The organism is Micromonospora sp. CPCC 205554, from assembly GCF_036902745.1.
Lineage (GTDB): Bacteria > Actinomycetota > Actinomycetes > Mycobacteriales > Micromonosporaceae > Micromonospora > Micromonospora tulbaghiae.
The window spans coordinates 348,164-366,272 of sequence record NZ_JBAKHP010000002.1 but is presented as its reverse complement, the minus strand read 5'-3'; the positions used below and the strand labels follow the sequence as shown (position 1 = coordinate 366,272).

Annotated in this window: 14 protein-coding genes, 3 tRNA genes and 1 pseudogene; 12 read left to right on the top strand and 6 right to left on the bottom strand. The window is 74.6% G+C overall.

What is annotated here, in order from left to right; translation table 11 throughout:
- Nucleotides 1-13 precede the first annotated feature (13 nt).
- Complete coding sequence (locus V6U82_RS04775; RefSeq protein WP_334459393.1) at nt 14-898, bottom strand: 3-methyladenine DNA glycosylase; 885 nt, start codon at nt 896-898, stop codon at nt 14-16.
- Between the two features lie 34 nt (nt 899-932).
- Nucleotides 933-2,459, bottom strand: a complete 1,527-nt coding sequence (locus tag V6U82_RS04770) for a hypothetical protein (protein WP_334459392.1) — start codon at nt 2,457-2,459, stop codon at nt 933-935.
- A gap of 215 nt (nt 2,460-2,674) precedes the next feature.
- On the opposite strand from V6U82_RS04770, the gene V6U82_RS04765 reads away from it, so the two are divergent.
- The 4 genes from V6U82_RS04765 (at nt 2,675) to V6U82_RS04750 (ending at nt 4,030) form a co-directional block, all read left to right on the top strand.
- On the top strand, nt 2,675-3,478 hold the full coding sequence (locus tag V6U82_RS04765; protein ID WP_334459391.1) for a fumarylacetoacetate hydrolase family protein: 804 nt from the start codon (nt 2,675-2,677) through the stop codon (nt 3,476-3,478).
- Nucleotides 3,479-3,585: 107 nt separating this feature from the next.
- Nucleotides 3,586-3,657: transfer RNA gene (locus V6U82_RS04760), tRNA-Gln, on the top strand.
- A gap of 76 nt (nt 3,658-3,733) precedes the next feature.
- A tRNA-Glu gene (locus V6U82_RS04755) sits at nt 3,734-3,806 on the top strand.
- Nucleotides 3,807-3,957: 151 nt separating this feature from the next.
- Nucleotides 3,958-4,030 (top strand) — tRNA-Glu (locus tag V6U82_RS04750).
- A gap of 213 nt (nt 4,031-4,243) precedes the next feature.
- On the opposite strand, the gene V6U82_RS04745 is transcribed toward V6U82_RS04750, so the two are convergent.
- On the bottom strand, nt 4,244-4,930 hold the full coding sequence (locus tag V6U82_RS04745) for an IclR family transcriptional regulator (RefSeq protein ID WP_013284529.1): 687 nt from the start codon (nt 4,928-4,930) through the stop codon (nt 4,244-4,246).
- A gap of 49 nt (nt 4,931-4,979) precedes the next feature.
- On the opposite strand from V6U82_RS04745, the gene leuC reads away from it, so the two are divergent.
- The 4 genes from leuC (at nt 4,980) to V6U82_RS04725 (ending at nt 9,954) form a co-directional block, all read left to right on the top strand.
- Nucleotides 4,980-6,422: a 3-isopropylmalate dehydratase large subunit gene (gene leuC / locus V6U82_RS04740; RefSeq protein ID WP_334459387.1), complete on the top strand. Its 1,443-nt coding sequence runs from the start codon at nt 4,980-4,982 to the stop codon at nt 6,420-6,422.
- A 16-nt stretch (nt 6,423-6,438) separates the two neighbouring features.
- Nucleotides 6,439-7,026: a 3-isopropylmalate dehydratase small subunit gene (gene leuD, locus V6U82_RS04735; protein WP_047894760.1), complete on the top strand. Its 588-nt coding sequence runs from the start codon at nt 6,439-6,441 to the stop codon at nt 7,024-7,026.
- A gap of 159 nt (nt 7,027-7,185) precedes the next feature.
- Nucleotides 7,186-7,791, top strand: coding sequence for an HU family DNA-binding protein (locus V6U82_RS04730; protein ID WP_030270029.1), 606 nt, complete (start codon nt 7,186-7,188; stop codon nt 7,789-7,791).
- A 135-nt stretch (nt 7,792-7,926) separates the two neighbouring features.
- Nucleotides 7,927-9,954 (top strand): endonuclease/exonuclease/phosphatase family protein, encoded by a 2,028-nt coding sequence (locus tag V6U82_RS04725; protein ID WP_334459385.1) that lies wholly within the window; start codon nt 7,927-7,929, stop codon nt 9,952-9,954.
- Nucleotides 9,955-9,999: 45 nt separating this feature from the next.
- Here the strand turns inward: V6U82_RS04725 and V6U82_RS04720 are convergent, their stop codons facing one another.
- From V6U82_RS04720 to cofC, 3 genes and pseudogenes are all read right to left on the bottom strand, one after another.
- On the bottom strand, nt 10,000-10,917 hold the full coding sequence (locus V6U82_RS04720) for an NUDIX hydrolase (RefSeq protein ID WP_334459384.1): 918 nt from the start codon (nt 10,915-10,917) through the stop codon (nt 10,000-10,002).
- Nucleotides 10,918-10,924: 7 nt separating this feature from the next.
- Complete coding sequence (locus V6U82_RS04715) at nt 10,925-13,231, bottom strand: RNA degradosome polyphosphate kinase (protein WP_436837011.1); 2,307 nt, start codon at nt 13,229-13,231, stop codon at nt 10,925-10,927.
- Between the two features lie 276 nt (nt 13,232-13,507).
- Nucleotides 13,508-14,131, bottom strand: a pseudogene (cofC, locus tag V6U82_RS04705) (2-phospho-L-lactate guanylyltransferase); the annotation flags it as partial.
- Between the two features lie 95 nt (nt 14,132-14,226).
- Between cofC and V6U82_RS04700 the strand changes: the two are divergent.
- The 4 genes from V6U82_RS04700 to V6U82_RS04685 all read left to right on the top strand — a co-directional run bounded on the left by V6U82_RS04700 (nt 14,227) and on the right by V6U82_RS04685 (nt 18,050).
- On the top strand, nt 14,227-14,952 hold the full coding sequence (locus V6U82_RS04700; protein ID WP_334459383.1) for a lysophospholipid acyltransferase family protein: 726 nt from the start codon (nt 14,227-14,229) through the stop codon (nt 14,950-14,952).
- Nucleotides 14,949-15,956, top strand: coding sequence for an NAD(P)H-dependent glycerol-3-phosphate dehydrogenase (locus V6U82_RS04695; protein WP_120571211.1), 1,008 nt, complete (start codon nt 14,949-14,951; stop codon nt 15,954-15,956). The genes V6U82_RS04700 and V6U82_RS04695 overlap by 4 nt, the downstream gene beginning before the upstream one ends.
- A gap of 11 nt (nt 15,957-15,967) precedes the next feature.
- Nucleotides 15,968-17,086: a cystathionine gamma-lyase gene (locus V6U82_RS04690; RefSeq protein ID WP_334459381.1), complete on the top strand. Its 1,119-nt coding sequence runs from the start codon at nt 15,968-15,970 to the stop codon at nt 17,084-17,086.
- Between the two features lie 172 nt (nt 17,087-17,258).
- Nucleotides 17,259-18,050 (top strand): putative protein N(5)-glutamine methyltransferase, encoded by a 792-nt coding sequence (locus V6U82_RS04685; RefSeq protein WP_334459380.1) that lies wholly within the window; start codon nt 17,259-17,261, stop codon nt 18,048-18,050.
- Nucleotides 18,051-18,109 lie beyond the last annotated feature (59 nt).

The following is an 18,109-nucleotide window of genomic DNA, read 5'->3' as shown; positions in this document are numbered from 1 at the left end:
CCCGGTCCGGCGCTCAGCGCCTGTGGGCCGGCGCGGCCAGGTCCAGCGCGGCCAGCAGCCGGGCCCGCAACCCGGCGGCGCGCTCGGCGAACCCGCGCTGGGCGGCCGCGTACTCGGCCCGGCCCTCCGGCGTCTCCACCCGTACCGGCGGGTAGCCCAGGTCGGCCAGGTCGTACGGGCTGGCCCGCATGTCCAGCGCCCGGATCTCCCGGGCCAGCGCGAAACAGTCCGCCACCAGCTCCGACGGCACCAGCGGCGACAGCTTGTACGCCCACTTGTAGAGATCCATGTTGGCGTGCAGGCAGCCCGGCTGCTCCAGCGCGTGCTGACCCTCGCGGGTCGGCTGGAGCACGTTGAGCGGCCGGGCCGGCGCGGTGAAGAACCGGAACGCGTCGAAGTGGCTGCACCGCACGCCGCGCTCCTCGACCACCGCCGCCGTCGCCGCCGGGCTCAGCCGCAACGGCCAGGCGTTGTGCCGCACCTGCTCCTGCGTCTGCCGGTAGACCATCGCCCACTCGTGCATGCCGAAACAGCCGAACTGCGCCGGGCGCCCGGCGGTCGCCGCGAGCAGCGTACGGATCCAGGCGATCGACTCGGCGCGCCGCGCGCGTACCCGATCGGTGTCGAGAGTGAGCCCGGCGGAGGCCGCTGTGTAGTCCGGGCCGAAACCGGCCGGGTCGGCGTCGCGCAGCACCACGCCCGCGCCCGGGTGCCAGCGGCGCAACTGCGCCGGGCGGTGGGAGTAGTAGGTGAAGAGGAAGTCCTCCACCGGATGCTTCACCCCGGTGCGGCGGCGGGCCAGGTGCGGCGTCAGCCAGGCGTCCACCCGCGCCTCGTGGGCGTGCCGACGCGCCTGCCAGTCGGCCAGGTCGAGCGCGGGGGCGAGGGCGGCGGTCACACACCCCAGGGTACGACCGCCGCCCGTGCCCGGATCACGCCACGTCCACCCGCACGCCCGCGGAGAAGACGCCGCTGCGCAGCTCCAACCGCTTCGGCGGCTCGTCGCCGCGCATGGTGAACACCAGCGGCAGCAGCACCCGCCGCCCGGCGGCCACCGGCTGGGAGAAGACGTCGCGGCCCAGGTTCGCCACCCGGGTCGCGTCCTCGTCGGCTGCCACCCAGTTGCCGCTCGGCAGGTACGCCCGCTGCAACTGCCCGTGCCAGGTCTGGTCCTCGTTGGTGAGGTTGCGCACCCCGACCGTGGCCAGGCACGGCCGGCCGCCCCCGGGCGACGGCGGCAGGACGTCGGCGCCGCAGCTCACCCGGTAGACGGTGAACTCGAACGCGGTCTCGCGCAGCGGCTGGCCCAGCGCGCCGGTGACGCTGCTGCCCACCCACGCGCCGCTCGTCGGCTGCTTGGTGGTGTCCATCGCGGCCACCCGCTGCGTGGCCGACCAGGCCGCCGCGCCGACCACGCCGGCGAGCACCGCCGCCGCGACGCCGACCACGAGCCAGACCGGCGGCCGGCGCCGGCGGCTCGCGGGCGACGGCACTGCCGTACGCGGATAGACGGTGCCGCGCTCGGCCGGCCCGCTTCGGCCCGGTCCGCCCTGGACGGGGCCGGCTCCGCCCGGCATGCCCAGGCCGGGCACGCCGCCTTCGGGGGCGCCGGTGTGCACGGCGCCGCCTCCCGGCGTACCCGTGGGCGTCGCGGCGCTTCCGGAGGCGCCGGCGGCCGTCGTCCCGCCGGTTGCGCCGCGGGCCATGGGCGCGGCGCCTCCCGCGGCCGTGCGCCGGCGGCGGCGCCACACCGCCCACCACACCACACCGGCGGTGAGCACCAGCAGCGCGGTGAACGCGGCGAGCAGCACCGGCGGCCGCCGCCAGGCCGGGGCGGCGGTGACCTGCGCCGCCGGGGCTGTCGCGGCGCCCACCCAGGTGGCGGTGGCGCAGTCGAACGGGCGGGTGCCGTCCGTGCCGTAGACGCAGGTGGGTGCGGTCACCGACCGGTCGGGACCGGGGACCGACAGCGCGGTGTGCAGCGTGGTGGTGCTCTTGGCCGGCAGCCGCAGCCGCCAGGTCACCTCACCGGCGCTCATCCCGGCGGGCCGGCTGGCCCGGCCACCGCCGGTCACCGTGGTGGCCCGCGACCCGTTCGGCAGCTCCTGCCGGACCATCGTGTCGACGGGTGCCGAGCCGGCGTTGCGGACCTCGATCCGGTAACCCGGCGCCGGGGTGCCCGACGCGCCCACCGCCACGCTGACCGGGGGCATCGACGGCCGGACCGGGGCCGGGCCGGTGGTCGGCACCGCCGGGGGCACCGCCGGCACGCCGGTCGGGATCGGGGTGGCCGCGGCACCGGGCAGGGCGACCGGTGCGGCTGCCGGTGGTGGGGCCGGATGGGCGGGGGCGGCGGCCGCGCGGGGCGTCGCCGGGGACAGCGCCGGTACGGCGGCGATGACGCCCAGACAGTTCACGAACACTGCCAGGGCCCTGTGGTGTCGTCTCGATGCAGGCATACCAACGAACCTCCGGACCCGAAGCTATGGGCCGGGGACCGCCGGGCGGGTACGAAGCCGCCATTCCCGCCCCGTCCGGCGCGATCGCGCGTACCCTGTGCGGCTCCTGCCGGCCGGCGCCTCCGGCGGCCCGCGAGGGTGGGTCGCGCGGCCGCCGGGGCGTGCCGCCTGCCGGTGTCCGCCGGTCGGCCCGCGGGCGGGGATAGATTGGCCGGGTGCGTATCGCTCGTTTCGCTCATGCCAAGGGAATGTCGTTCGGGGTCGTCGAGGGCGAGCCGGAGGCCGGGCCGCAGGGCCTGACCATCGCCGAGATCGAGGGCCACCCGTTCGGGCAGATCCAGTTCTCCGGCGCCCGCTGGGCGCTCTCCGACGTCCGGCTGCTGTCGCCGATCCTGCCCAGCAAGGTGGTGTGTGTCGGCCGTAACTACGCCGAGCACGCCGCCGAGCACGGCAGCGAGGTGCCGAAGGAGCCGTTGCTCTTCCTCAAGCCGTCCACCTCGGTGATCGGCCCGCGCGACGCCATCCGGCTGCCGATCTTCTCCAAGCAGGTCGAGCACGAGGCGGAACTCGCCGTGGTGATCGGCGCCCCGGGCGCCCGCCGGGCCGACCGGGCCGCCGCCGAGCGGGCCGTCTTCGGCTACACCTGCGCCAACGACGTCACCGCGCGGGACCTCCAGCGCTCCGACGGGCAGTGGACCCGCGCCAAGGGCTTCGACTCGTTCTGCCCGATCGGGCCGTGGATCACCACCGGGCTCGACGTCAGCGACCTGGAGATCCGGTGCGAGGTGGGCCGCAACCCGGAGGAGATGGAGGTACGCCAGCTCGGCCGGACCAAGGACATGGTCTTCGACGTGCCGGGCCTGGTGTCGTACATCTCGCACGTGATGACGCTGCTGCCCGGCGACGTGGTCCTGACCGGCACGCCGGCGGGGGTTAGCCCGCTCACCGAGGGGGATACGGTCACCGTGCGGATCCAGGGCATCGGGGAGCTGAGCAACCCGGTCGTCCCTGTCGCCTGATTCGCTCCGGCGTCTCGTTTCCGCTGGTCAGGGGGGTTTCGAGGGGTTGGATTTGGCCTGTCGGCACCGGGAGGGTAAAGTTCATTCCCGGCGCCGCAAGGGGCCAATGGGGTATGGGGTAATTGGCAGCCCGACTGATTCTGGTTCAGTTAGTCTAGGTTCGAGTCCTGGTACCCCAGCGCAACCGAGGGTTCGCGAGAACCCTCGGACGCTGGATTCCGGCAGCTCACGCTGACGGAGTGCAATGAAGGTTCTGGCCCCGTCGTCTAGCGGCCCAGGACGCCGCCCTCTCAAGGCGGTAGCGCCGGTTCGAATCCGGTCGGGGCTACAGCACCGACAGCCCGTCCCGTCTTCCGGGGCGGGCTTTCTGCTGTCCTGCCCACGTGCGCAGGGGGTGACCCCCCTCCGTGGTGCCGGACGGGATGCCGCTAGACTACTGCCACATCGCCCGGCAGGGTGGTGAAGCAGGAAAAGTGCCTGGCCCCGTCGTCTAGCGGCCCAGGACGCCGCCCTCTCAAGGCGGTAGCGCCGGTTCGAATCCGGTCGGGGCTACACCCACGAACGGCCCGTCTCGCCACGCGAGGCGGGCCGTTCGTCATTCCCTTGCGCGCCTCTCCCCGCCTCTCCCCGCCCCGTGCCCGCCCCGCCCCGCCCCGTGCCCGCCCCGTTGATCATGAAGCTGGCGGCAGTCGGGGAGATCAAAATTGCCGCCAACTTCATGATCAACGGAGGGGTGGGGGTGGGCGGGCGCAGCCTTGGGGTGGGTCAGAGGCCGGAGAGGCGTTGGCCGGCTCGGACAACCGCCATGGCGTGGCGTTCGCCGGGGCGGCGGCCGAGGCGCTCGATCGGGCCGGAGATGCTGATCGCGGCGATCACCCGCCCGGTCCGGTCACGGATCGGCGCCGAGACGCTCGCCACACCCGCCTCCCGCTCGGCGACGCTCTGCGCCCAGCCGCGCCGCCGCACCTCGGCCAGCGTGCGGCCGGTGAACTTGGAGCGGGGGAGCAGCGGCATGACCGCCTCCGGTGGCTCCCAGGCGAGCAGGATCTGCGCCGCCGAACCGGCGGTCATCGGCAGCACCGAGCCGACCGGGACGGTGTCCCGCAGGCCGCTGGCACGCTCGGCGGCGGCCACGCAGATCCGCTCGTCGGCGCGGCGCAGGTAGAGCTGGGCGCTTTCGCCGGTGGCGTCCCGTAGCGCGGCGAGCAGCGGCTCGGCGGCGGTCAGGAGCACGTCCGGGGCCGCGTTGGCCAGCTCGCCCAGGCGTGGACCCGGGCGCCAGCGCCCCTGGGTGTCCCGGACGAGCATCCGGTGGATCTCCAGCGCCTGTGCCAGCCGGTGCGCGGTGGCCCGGGGCAGCTTGGTGCGTTCAACGAGTTCGGCCAGGCTGGCGCCGTCGACACAGGCGGCCAGGATGACCACCGCCTTGTCGAGAACGCCGACACCGCTCATACTGTGTCCCACAAGCCGAAATTTACCTCCCAGAATTTAGGATGTCCAGATGGTGGGAGTCACTCGACCGAGGACCCTGGCCGAGAAGGTCTGGGACGCACACGTGGTCCGCTCCGCCGCCGGCGAGCCGGACCTGCTCTTCATCGACCTGCACCTGCTGCACGAGGTGACCAGCCCGCAGGCGTTCGACGGGCTGCGTCTGGCCGGGCGCGGGGTCCGCCGTACCGACCTGACGATCGCGACCGAGGACCACAACACCCCGACCGGGTACGACGACCCGGCGTTCCGTTCCCGGCGCGGCGACCTGCTCACGATCGCGGACCCCACCTCCCGCACCCAGATCGAGACGCTGCGTCGCAACTGCGCCGAGTTCGGCGTCCGCCTGCACCCGCTGGGCGACGAGAACCAGGGCATCGTGCACGTCATCGGCCCGCAGCTCGGCCTCACCCAGCCCGGCATGACGATCGTCTGCGGCGACTCGCACACCGCCACCCACGGCGCGTTCGGGGCGCTGGCGTTCGGCATCGGCACCAGTGAGGTCGAACACGTCCTGGCCACGCAGACGCTGCCGCAGGCCCGCCCGAGGACCATGGCCGTGAACGTCGTCGGCGAGCTGGCGCCCGGCGTCACCGCCAAGGATCTGGTGCTCGCGCTGATCGCGCAGGTAGGCACCGGCGGTGGGCGCGGTCACATCGTCGAGTACCGGGGCGAGGCGATCCGCGACCTCTCGATGGAGGGGCGGATGACGATCGCCAACATGTCCATCGAGTGGGGCGCCAAGGCCGGCATGATCGCGCCGGACGAGACCACGTTCGCGTACCTGAAGGGCCGGCCCAACGCGCCCCAGGGCGACGACTGGGACGCGGCGCTGGAGTACTGGCGGACGCTGCCCACCGACGAGGGCGCGACCTTCGACACCGAGGTGACGCTCGACGCGAGCCGGATCACGCCGTTCGTCACCTGGGGCACCAACCCCGGGCAGGGCGTGCCGCTGGGCGCCACCGTCCCGGACCCGGAGGAGTTCGTCACCGAGCCGGAGCGGGTCGCCGCCCGCCGGGCGCTGGAGTACATGGACCTCACCCCGGGCACCCCGCTGCGCGACCTCGCGGTGGACGTGGTGTTCGTCGGCTCGTGCACCAACGGCCGCCTGGAGGACCTGCGGGCCGCCGCCGAGGTGCTGCGCGGGCGGCGGGTCGCCGACGGCGTACGCATGCTCGTGGTCCCCGGCTCCGCCGCGGTCCGCGAGGCGGCCGAGATCGAGGGGCTGGACAAGGTCTTCACCGACGCCGGCGCCGAGTGGCGCTTCGCCGGCTGCTCCATGTGCCTGGGCATGAACCCGGACACGCTGAAGCCGGGCGAGCGTTCCGCCTCGACCTCCAACCGCAACTTCGAGGGCCGTCAGGGCCGGGGCGGGCGTACCCACCTGGTGTCCCCGCCGGTCGCCGCCGCCACCGCCGTGGTCGGCCGGCTGGCCGCCCCCGCAGACCTGTAAGAAGGGCAGCCGACAGATGGACAAGTTCACCACCCACACCGGCACGGCCGTGCCGCTGCGCCGATCCAACGTGGACACCGACCAGATCATCCCCGCCGTGTACCTCAAGCGGGTGACCCGGACCGGATTCGCCGACGGTCTGTTCAACGCGTGGCGGGAGGACCCGTCATTCGTCCTCAACGATCCCGTCCATTCGGGTGCGTCGATTCTGATCGCCGGTCCCGAGTTCGGCACCGGATCCTCCCGGGAGCACGCCGTGTGGGCGCTGCGGGACTGGGGCTTCCGGGCCGTCATCTCGCCTCGCTTCGGTGACATCTTCCGCGGCAACGCGCTCAAGGAAGGTCTCCTTCCGGTCGAGCTGGAATTGAAAGCCGTGGAAGAACTGTGGGATCTCGTGGAATCCGAGCCGACCACGCCGATCACTGTCGACCTCGCCGCCCGCCAGGTCCACGCCGGTGACGCCACCTGGGCGTTCCCGCTGGACGACCACAGCCGCTGGCGGCTGATGGAAGGCTTGGACGACATTGGACTCACCCTCCGGCACGAGGCCGAGATCAGCGCGTACGAGGCCGCCCGGCCGGCGTTCCTGCCCTCGATCGCCTGACTCCCAGCGCTATTCGCCCCCACCGGTGCATCCGGTGGGGGCGAATCCGTTGCGACACAAGGGCTTTTTTCCACCGAATGTTTGTGTCCAGGCAGCACAGGGCATACCGTGCGCGCAGAATGGCTCGCGTCGAGTCAGTTGCACAATCGGGAGGAAGTCGTGAACAAGGCCGAGCTCATCGAGGCGCTCGCCGTTCGCCTGGGGGACCGGAAGACGGCGACGGCCGCGCTCGACGCGGTTCTCGCTGAGGTCCAGGCGGCGGTCACCAAGGGCGAGAAGGTGGCGATCACCGGTTTCGGAGCGTTCGAGAAGCGCGTCCGGGGAGCCCGAACAGCGCGCAATCCGCGGACCGGCGAGGCGGTGAAGGTCAAGAAGACCTCCGTCCCGACGTTCCGGGCGGGCGCGGGCTTCAAGGAGATGGTGGCCAGCGGCAAGGTGCCGAAGGACACCGCCGCCGCGAAGAAGACCACCGGCGCCGCGAAGAAGACCACCGCGGCGAAGACCACCGCCGCCGCCAAGAAGACCACGGCGGCGAAGGCCACCAAGACCACCGCGACCAAGAAGGCCGCGCCGGCGAAGAAGGCCGCCGCGACCAAGACTACGGCGGCGAAGAAGACGACCGCGGCGAAGTCCACCGCGGCGAAGAAGACCACCACCGCCAAGAAGACGACCGCGGCGAAGTCCGCCACGGCCAAGAAGACCACGGCGGCGAAGAAGGCGCCCGCGAAGAAGGCGCCGGCCAAGAAGGCCGCCACCCGGCGCTGACCGGACGGCCCACGAGAGGGCGCCCACCGTTCGCGGTGGGCGCCCTCTCGCATGGGTACGCGTTGACCGCCCACCGTCGCGCCCCGCAGAATCGCCGTGCCGAAAACCCCTGTCGGTCACGAGAAGAGGCGCCCCGTGCGGCACCGTCACCTCTCCACCCTGGCGCTCGCGCTGGGCATCGCGATTCTGCTGGACGTGCTGCGGGTCTGGCTCCCGTCGATCATCACCCTGTTCGGCCAGGCCGCCGAGACACCGGCCGAACTGCTCGGCGCGTTCGCGCTCGGCTGGTTCCTGCTCGCCCTCGCCGCGCCCACGCTCGTACGCCGCATCGGTGCCGGCCCGGTCGGACTCGTCGCCGCGGGTGTGCTGGCGGTGGCCCGGCTGGCGCTCGCCGCGCAACCCGGCGGCCCGGCCCAGCTCTGGCTGGCCTGCGCCGGGCTGCTCGCCGGTCTGGTCTGGCTCGCCGCCGTCGCGGCGTCCGTGCCGCGGCCGGTCGCCGGGCTGGCGCTCGGCCTGGCCGGGAACGCGGTCGGGCACGCCCTGCTCGCCACCGAGGACCTGGTGTGGCGCGGCGGCGTGCTCGCCTGGAGCCTGAGCGCCCTGCTGGTGGCGGCGTTCCTGGCCGCCTCAACCGCGGTCCGGAGGGAGCGGACGGCCGCTCCGGGCAGCGGCGACCCGGCGCGGACGGCCGCCCCGGTGGCTGGTGTGCGGGACGGCGACGCCGGGCCGCGTGTGCCCACCCCGGGCCGTAGAGCCTGGTTGCTGTGCGGGCCGGCGCTGTTGCTTGCCGGTCAGGTGGCGCTCGCCCCGGCGATCTGGAGCGCCGCCGCCGGCACCGGATCGCCTGACTTCCCCGGCCTCGCCCGCCCGGCCGGCGGCTACCTGCCGGGCGCGCTCGCGGTGCTGCTGTTCCTCGCGGCGGCGCTGTTCCGGGCGCCGGCGCGCGTGGCCCGGGCGCTGTGGCCGTTGGCGCTGCTGGCCGGGTCGGTGCTGTTCGTGACCGGGCGTCTCGTCCCGGCGTACCTGCTCACCGCCGCCGGTCTCGGTGGCTGCCTGGCGCTCACCGACACGGCCGCCGACGACGACCGGGCCGCCGCCGAAGGGGAAACCGGCGCCGGCGCGGCCGGGACCGGCGACGGCGGGCGGGCGGGGGCGCGGCGCGGACGTGCGGCGGTGCTCGGGATGCTGGTGTTCGCGGTGGCCACGGTGGCCTACTACGCCGCCTACGACCTGGGGTACCCCAACGGTTGGGCACCGGTCGCCACGGCCGTCCTGGTGGCTCTGGTGGCGGCTACCGCGCCACTCGGTCCCGCCCCGACGTCACCCGCCCCGACGCCGTCCGGCGCGGCGTCACCCGGCCCGGTGCTGCCCGCCACGGTCCGGCTCGCGGCCCTGGCGGTGCTCACCGTGCTGGCCGGGCTCGCCGCCGCGCTGCACGTGCCGCCCGCGCAGGCCCGGGCCACCACCGCACCGGCGGCGGTACGGGTGGCCGCGTACAACATCCGGATGGGGTTCGGCCTGGACGGCCGGCTGGACCTGGACGCGGTGGCGCGGGTGTTGCGCGGCGCGGACGTGGTGCTGCTCAGCGAGGTCGACCGGGGCTGGTGGCTCAACGGCGGCCACGACACGCTGGCGTTGCTGGCCGGGCGGCTGGGGATGCCGTACGTCTTCGCGCCCGCCGCCGACCCGGTCTGGGGCGACGCGGTGCTCAGCCGCTTCCCGATGCGCTCCGGGCAGACCCGGCGGCTGACCGCGCACGGCGCGCCGACCGGTGCGCAGGCCCTCGGCGTCACGCTCGACCTCGGCGGCCGGGAGCTGGCGGTGGTGGCCACGCACCTGCAACCGCCGCCCGGCCGGGATCCGGTCGAGCAGGCGGGCGAGGTGGCCGAATTCGCCGGCCGGTACGCGAACGGCCGTCCACTGGTGCTCGGCGGCGACCTGAACACCGAGCCGGACGACCCGGCGTTCGCCGAGTTCACCCGCTCCGGGCTGGTGGACGCGCTGGCCCCGGCCCGGCCGCTGCGGACCAGCCCGGCCGACGATCCGCGCACCCAGATCGACCACGTCTTCGTGTCTCCGGGGCTGACCGCCGGCGAGGTACGCGCGCCGCGCACCGAGGCCAGCGACCACCTCCCGGTGACGCTCACCGTCACGCTGCCCTGAGCGCACGGTCCGGCGAGGACGCCACAGGCGGCGGGAGAGCCGCGACTACAACCGGTCGGGAAGGACCAGCCGGTCACCGGAGAACGGCAGCAGCCAGCCGCCGCCCTTGGCGGTGGTGAAGTCCTCGTCCACGCGGCCGGTGAGACGTTCCAGCGCGCCCGGGATCACCTTGCCCTGGCTGCACACCGCGACCGTCCCGACGGCCTGTGCCAGCGCGGTCAGCCGGGCCGCGGCGGCGAGCGCGCACTCCTCCGCCTGCTGGCCCGGCGCCGGTTCGTCGAAGTCGCCGCAGACCTCGATCGGCAGGTCCAGCAGGGCCGCCGCCGGGTCCAGCGTCTGCACGCACCGGCGGGCCGAGGCGGAGAACAGGCGGGCCGGGCGGACCAGCACCACCAGCGGGACCAGCAGACGTGCCTGCGCCCACCCCTGCTCGTCCAGCGGGCGGCCGTGGTCCGGGCCGGTCCAGGTGCCGCGCTTGCCGGCGTGCGCGTGCCGGACCAGCAGCACCGTCGCGGTGACCGGAGGCAGCGCCGCGAACGCGGCGATCACCTCGGCGTCGTGCGGGTAGCTGACCCGGCGTACCGCGTCGTCGACCGGGAACCAGGCCACGTCGTCGACCTCGGTGCCGGGCTGGAACCCGCCGGTGCCCGCCGCCCGCATGGACCAGTAGTCGACCGCCTTGGCGAGACCCTCGCTGCGGTAGCGGACGGTGGGCAGGCGTACCTGCGGCACGGCGCGGACGTCGGTCTCCTCGGCCACCTCGCGGACGGCGGCCACGAGCGGGTGCTCGCCGCGGTCGAGCTTGCCCTTCGGCAGCGACCAGTCGCCGTACCGGGGGCGGTGCACGAGGCAGACCTCGACGCCGGCCGGACCCGGGCGCCACACCACGCCACCCGCGGCCCGGATCCGCACCGGTTCGTCGTCGCTCACCCGCCCACCGTATGCCCGCCCGGCACGCGCCACGGCCCGGTCAGTCCGCCCGCCCGCCGACCCGGCGCAGCAACAGATCCTGAAGGTGGGTCAGCGGCACGTCGCCGTCGCCGGTACGCCGGTGCCAGGTGCCGTCGGCGGCCAGCTCGAACGCGTCCACGTCGGGATCGAACGCGGCGGTGAGGACGTGGTCCAGCTCGGCCCGGGCCACCGGGTCGCTCACCTGCACCAGCGCCTCCACCCGGCGGTCCAGGTTGCGGTGCATCAGGTCGGCCGAACCCATCCAGAACTCGGCGTCGCCGTTGTTGCCGAACCGGAAGATCCGGGAGTGTTCCAGGAACCGGCCGAGGATCGAGCGGACCCGGATGTTCTCCGACAGGCCCGGCACGCCCGGCCGCAGCGTGCACATGCCGCGGATCAGCAGGTCCACGTGCACGCCGGCCCGCGACGCCCGGTAGAGCGCGTCGGTGATCTCCTCGTCCACCAGGGAGTTCACCTTGAACTGCACCAGCCCCGGCATGCCCAGCCGGACGTGTTCGATCTCCCGGTCGATGCGCTCGATCAGGCCGCTGCGGATGCCCTGCGGCGCCACCAGCAGCCGCCGGTACGCGGTCTGCCGGCTGTAGCCGGTGAGCACGTTGAACAGGTCGGTCAGGTCGGCCCCGATCTCCGGGTCGGCGGTGAGCATGCCGAAGTCCTCGTAGAGCCGGGCCGTCTTCGGGTGGTAGTTGCCGGTGCCGATGTGGCAGTAGCGGCGGATCTGGTTGCCCTCCTGGCGTACCACCAGCGCGGTCTTGCAGTGCGTCTTGAGCCCCACCAGGCCGTACACCACGTGGCAGCCGGCCCGTTCCAGCGTGCGGGCCCAGCCGATGTTCGCCACCTCGTCGAAGCGCGCCTTCAGCTCGACCAGCACCACCACCTGCTTGCCGGCGGCGGCCGCGTCGACGAGCGCGTCCACGATCGGGGAGTCGCCGCTGGTGCGGTAGAGCGTCTGCTTGATGGCGAGCACGTTCGGGTCGGCCGCCGCCTGCTCGACGAAGCGCTGCACGCTGGTCGCGAACGAGTGGTACGGGTGGTGCACCAGCACGTCGCCGTCGCGCAGCGTCGCGAAGACGCTGCGCGGCACCTCACCCTCGGCCAGGCGCGGATGGGTGGCCGGCACGAACGACGGGTCCTTCAGGTCGGGCCGGTCGGCCTCGCCGTAGACCTGCCAGAGCGCGGACAGGTCGAGCAGGCCCCGCACGCGCAGCACGTCGTGGCCGTCCATGTCCAGCTCGCGGACCAGCAGCTCCAGCATGTGGTCGGAGATGGAGGCGGCGACCTCCAGGCGTACCGGCGGGCCGAACCGGCGGCGGGCCAGCTCCCGTTCCAGTGCCTGGAGCAGGTCCTCGTCGCGGTCCTCGTCCACCTCCACCTCGGCGTTGCGGGTCACCCGGAACAGGTGGCACTCGACCACCTGCATGCCGGAGAACAGCTGGCCGAGGTGCACCGAGATGAGGTCCTCGACCGGCAGGAACCGCACACCCGGCTGGTCGCGGTGCACCCGGACGAACCGGGGCACGTTGTTCGGCACCTTGACCCGCGCGAACAGCTCCGAGCCGCCGTCCGGGTCGCGTACCGACACGGCCAGGTTCAGCGACCGGCCGGAGATGTACGGAAACGGGTGCGCCGGGTCGACCGCCAGCGGGGTGAGCACCGGGAAGATGTGCTCCCGGAACCAGGTGCGCAGCCGCTCCCGCTCGGCGTCGTCCAGGTCGCTCCAGCGCAGTATGCGGATGTCCTCGGCGGCGAGCTTCGGCAGCACGTCGTCGACCAGGCAGGTGGCGTGGCGGGCGACCAGGCCGGCGCCCTTCTCGGTGATGAGGTCGAGCTGGGTGCGCAGCGGCAGCCGGTCACCGCCGCGTACCGGCAGGCCGGCGGAGAGCCGCCGCTTCAGCCCGGCGACCCGGACCATGTAGAACTCGTCCAGGTTGCTGGCGAAGATGGCCAGGAACTTCGCCCGTTCCAGCAGCGGGGTGCGCGGATCCTCGGCGAGCGCCAGGACCCGGGCGTTGAAGTCGAGCCAGGACAGCTCCCGGTTGAGGAAGCGGTCCTCCGGCAGCGGCGGCGCGGCCTGCGGCCCGGCGTCCGCGGCTGTCTCGTCGGCCGGGCCGGGGCCCTCCACCGGGTCGAGCGGCTCGTCCAGCCCGGTCGCGCCGGCCGCGTCCGGGTCGGCGCCGAGGCGCTCCTCCGGAGGCCGGGGCTGGCGGAACCGCCCGTCCGGGCCGCGGGCGGGGCGGCCGTTGCGGGGCGTGCCGGGGTCGAGGATCGGCGGCGGGCCGTCGGGGTGCTCGCGAGGGGTGCTCACCACCTCATGATTCCCCGATAAGGGTGAACGGAAAATGAACTCGGGCCAGGTTGTTCACGCCATCGTCGGCAAGGTCACCCGGACCACCTCGCCGTCGGCGTCCCGCTCGATCCGGACACGCTGCCCCAATCGGAGCAGCCGCAGCCCGGAGGCGTCGAACGCGCGGGCCGGGAACGCCAGCTCGGTGCCGTCGTCGAGCAGCAGCACACCGCTGCGGGTCGACGCGTCGTAGGTCGCCACCGTCCCCTGCATGCCAGCACCGTACTCCACCGCTGCGGCGACCCGGGCCAGCAGCGCGGCGGTGCGCGGCCCCACGCCCAGCCCGGCAGCGTCGGCCAGGTCCGCCGGGGTGTCCACGTCCCGGCGCAGGCTGGGCCAGTCGCCGGCGAGCGGCAGCGCCCCGCTCGCCGCGTGCGCCGCCGCCGAGCCCGGCCCGAACTGCGGCGCCAGCGGCGCCCCGGCCGGCGCGGCGAGCAGCACGGTGCCTCCGCCCGGTGCGTCCGCCACGAACCCGCGTACCCCCTGGGTGGCACGCAGTGCGGCGGCCAGGTCGGCCGGTCGCAGCGCCGGCAGGTCGGCGGTCAGGCCGGCCACGGCGGCGCGCGGCCCGGCGACGGCCGCGCCGTGCCGGAACGCCGCGTTCAGCCCGCCGCCGGGGTCGGCGGCGACGCGGGCCCCCGCCGCGCCGGCCGCCGCGGTCACCCGCGGGTCGTCGGTGACCACGAGCACCCCGGCGACCGCCGGGCACGCCCGCACCGCGCGCAGCGTGTCGGCCGCCAGGGCCAGCGCCAGCTCCTCGTGGGGTACGCCAGGCAGCGCGCCCCGCAGACGGCTCTTCGCCGCCGGAAGGCGCTTCACCGGCATCACCACGGTCCAGCGGGCCTCAGACACGCCGACCATCCTGCCAGCGAGGGCGCCGGTACCCGCACTGGCCGCAGCGGGGGCGAACAGGCATGATTCTGTGCCGGGGCGCGAGGGCGGATCGAGGAGGCACTGTGGCACGGCGCAGGCTGGGGTTCTGGCGACGGCTCGCCGTGGTGCTGGTGAAGCCGCTGATGACGGTCTGGACCCGGCGCACCTGGCGGGGCATGGAGCACCTGCGCCGCGACGGCGGCGTGATCCTCGTGCCGAACCACATCTCGCACGCCGACCCGCTCGTGGTCGCGCACTACATCTACGACGCCGGGCGCTGGCCGCGCTTCCTCGGCAAGGCCAGCGTGTTCCGGGTGCCGGTGGTCGGCGGGATCCTGCACCGCTGCCAGCAGATCCCGGTCGAGCGCGGCACCGTCGAGGCGGTCAAGTCGCTGGACAAGCTGATCGCCGCGCTGGCCGAGGGCGGCGCCGTGGTGATCTACCCGGAGGGCACCACCACCCGGGAGCCGGACCTGTGGCCGATGAAGGGCAAGACCGGCGCGGCCCGGCTGGCGCTGGCCACCGGCGCCCCGGTGGTCCCGATCGCCATGGTCGGCCCGGAACGGATGTTCGACCCGCGTACGGCCCGGTTCGGGCTGCGCCCGCGTACCCCGGTGACTGTGGTCGCCGGGCCGCCGGTGGACCTGAGCCGCTGGGCCGGCGCCACACCGACCCGGCCGATCCTGGAGGAGATGACGGACACCATCATGCTGCGCATCCGGGATCTGGTCGCGGAGATCCGCGGCGGCACACCACCGCCGCTCTGGCAGCGGCCGGCCCGCACCGGCACCCGGGAGGTCACCGAATGAGCGGGCACGTCGCCGTGCTGGGCGCCGGTTCCTGGGGGACCGCGTTCGCCAAGATCCTCGCCGACGCCGGGCGGGACGTGACGGTCCTGGCCCGCCGGGCCGCCGTGGCCGAGGCGATCCGGACCGGGCGGCACAACCCGGAGTACCTGCCGGGCGTACGCCTGCCCGAGCGGGTGACAGCCACCGGTGACGCCGCCGAGGCGATCGAGGGCGCCGAGGTGGTGGTGCTCTCGGTGCCGTCGCAGACGCTGCGCGGCAACCTCGCCGACTGGACGCCGTACCTGGCGCCGGACGCCACGCTCGTGTCGCTGATGAAGGGCATCGAGCTGGGCACCACCAAGCGGATGAGCCAGGTGATCACGGAGACCGCCGGCGTGCCCGCCGACCGGGTGGTGGTCGTCTCCGGGCCCAACCTGGCCCCGGAGATCGCCGCCGAGCAGCCGGCCGCGACGGTGGTGGCCGGCACCGACAGCCGGCGTACCGCGCTGGTGCAGGCGTCCATCCGCACGCCGTACTTCCGCCCGTACACGAACGACGACGTGATCGGCTGCGAGCTGGGCGGGGCGGTGAAGAACGTGATCGCGCTGGCGTACGGCATCGCCACCGCGATGGGCTTCGGCGACAACACCCGGGCCATGCTGATGACCCGCGGCCTGGCCGAGACCGCCCGGCTGGGCGTGGCGCTCGGCGCCGACCCGATCACGTTCGCCGGGCTGGCCGGCATGGGTGACCTGGTCGCCTCCTGCTCGTCGCCGATGGCCCGCAACCGCACCTTCGGCGAGCACCTGGGCCGGGGGGAGACGCTGGAGCAGGCCCAGGCGGCCACCCGGCAGACCGCCGAGGGCGTCAAGAGCTGCCTGGCCATCCGTGACCTGGCCCGCGCGCACGGGGTGGAGATGCCGATCACCGAGCAGATCGAGCGGATCTGCCACGAGGGGATGGATCCGCGCCTGGCGGTGGACGCGCTGATGAGCCGTACCGCCAAGCCCGAGTCGTACGAGTGAGCGGAGCCGGGATGAGCAGCGAGCACTGGGGTGACGGCACGCGCAGCGTGCACGCCGGTCTGCCGGACGCGGTACCCGGTCAGCCGTTCCTGCCCGGCCCGGTCTTCGCCGCGCCGTACCACCTCGACCCGGAGCGCGGCCCGTCGGCGGCGGTGGACGGGTACGGGCGGCCCGACAACCCCACCCGGCGGCTGCTGGAGACCGCGATCGGCGAGCTGGAGGGCGGTGACTGCCGGGTCTTCGCCAGCGGCCAGGCAGCCATCACCGGGCTGCTGCTGACCGTGCTGCGTCCCGGCGACACCGTGCTGCTGCCCGCCGACGGCTACTACTCGGTGCGCGCGTTCGCCTCCGGCGCGCTGGAGCAGCTCGGCGTACGCGTGGTGCTCGTGCCGACGGCCGGGCCGTACCCGTCGTTCGACGGTGTCCGGCTGGTGCTGCTGGAGACTCCGGCGAACCCCGGCCTGGACGTCGTCGACGTGCGGGCGGTGGCCACCGCCGCGCGCGCCGCGGGTGCGCTGGTGGCGGTGGACAACACCACCGCGACGCCGCTCGGGCAGCGCCCGCTGGACCTCGGCGCGGACGTGGTGGTCGCCTCCGGCACCAAGGCGCTGACCGGCCACTCCGACCTGTTGCTGGGCTACCTGGCCACCCGCGACGCCGGGCTGCGGGACGCGACGACCACCTGGCGCAACGCCACCGGCGGCGTGCCGGGCGCGTTCGACTGCTGGCTGGCCCACCGGTCGCTGGCCACGCTCGACCTGCGGCTGGCCCGGCAGACCGCGAACGCGCGGGCGCTGGCCGACGTGCTCGCGGGCCGCCCGGACGTCACCGGCCTGCGCTGGCCCGGACGGCCGGACGACCCGGCGTATCCGGTCGCGTCGGCCCAGATGCGGCGCGTGCCGGGTGTGCTCTCGTTCGACCTGGGTGACGAGCGCCGGGTGGCCCGGTTCCTCGCCGCCTCCCGGCTGGTGGCCGCCGCCACCTCGTTCGGCGGCCTGCACAGCACCGCCGACCGGCGGGCCCAGTGGGGCGACGACACCTTGCCGGGCTTCGTGCGGTTCTCCTGCGGCGTCGAGGACACCGCCGACCTGCTCGCCGACGTGACGGCGGCGCTGGACGCGGCGGGCTGACGGCGTATCGCCCGCTGGGCTATCGTGACGGGCAGCCACGGCCCGTGCGGCCCCGACCCGAGGAGGTGAGTCCGATCCACCAGCAGAGGACCGGCGCTCCCTCCGAGTCCGCGTCGCTTCGGGGCTGAGGCGACGCCGGGGGCGCCGACGAGCGCTTCCCGAAAGGCTTGCCATGGCACCCACCGTGTTCACCCCCGACCGTCCCGCCCTCGTCCGGCGGCTGCGCGCCGCCGGTTGCGTCTTCGCCGAGGACGAGGCGGAACTGCTGATCGCCGCCGCCGACTCGGCGCAGTCGCTGACCCGGCTGGCCGACCGTCGCGTCGCCGGCCTGCCGCTGGAGCACCTGCTCGGCTGGGCCGAGTTCTGCGGCCGGCGCATCGCCGTACACCCGGGGGTCTTCGTGCCGCGCGGCCGGACCGCGCTGCTCGTCGAGGCGGCGACGGCGCTGGCCGGGCCGGCGCCGGCGGTGCTCGACCTGTGCTGCGGCTCCGGCGCCGCGGCCGTGGTGCTGCACGAGCGGCTGGCGCCCCGCTGGCTGGCCGCCGCCGACATCGACCCGGTGGCGGTGGCCTGCGCCCGGCGCAACCTCGAACCGCTCGGCGTCCCGGTCTACCAGGGCGACCTGTTCGACGCGCTGCCGGCCGGGCGGCGCGGAGAGCTGGACCTGGTGGTGGCGAACGCGCCGTACGTGCCGACCGGTGCGGTGGCCTCGTTGCCGGCCGAGGCGCGTCTCTACGAGGCGCCGGTGGCGCTGGACGGCGGCACGGACGGCCTGGCCGTGCTGCGCCGGGTCGCCTCCGGCGCGGCCGAGTGGCTCGCGCCGGGCGGGCACGTCGTGGTCGAGGCGAGCGCCGCGCAGGCCCCGGAGCTGTCGGCCGTGTTCACCGCCGCCGGGCTGGACCCGGCCGTGGTCCGCGACGAGGAGCGGGAGGCCACGGCGGTGACCGCCCGCCGTCCCGGCTGACCGAGGCCGGGGGAGTCCACGCGGGGGCGTGGCGGGTGGGCCGGGCGGGAACTAGCCTC

Coding starts and splice junctions, on each gene's coding strand:
- V6U82_RS04690 (WP_334459381.1), top strand. CDS start 15,968: ATGAGCAGCGAGCACTGGGGTGACGGCACGCGCAGCGTGCACGCCGGT.
- leuC (WP_334459387.1), top strand. CDS start 4,980: ATGGTGGGAGTCACTCGACCGAGGACCCTGGCCGAGAAGGTCTGGGAC.
- V6U82_RS04745 (WP_013284529.1), bottom strand. CDS start 4,930: ATGAGCGGTGTCGGCGTTCTCGACAAGGCGGTGGTCATCCTGGCCGCC.
- V6U82_RS04770 (WP_334459392.1), bottom strand. CDS start 2,459: ATGCCTGCATCGAGACGACACCACAGGGCCCTGGCAGTGTTCGTGAAC.
- V6U82_RS04685 (WP_334459380.1), top strand. CDS start 17,259: ATGGCACCCACCGTGTTCACCCCCGACCGTCCCGCCCTCGTCCGGCGG.
- leuD (WP_047894760.1), top strand. CDS start 6,439: ATGGACAAGTTCACCACCCACACCGGCACGGCCGTGCCGCTGCGCCGA.
- V6U82_RS04695 (WP_120571211.1), top strand. CDS start 14,949: ATGAGCGGGCACGTCGCCGTGCTGGGCGCCGGTTCCTGGGGGACCGCG.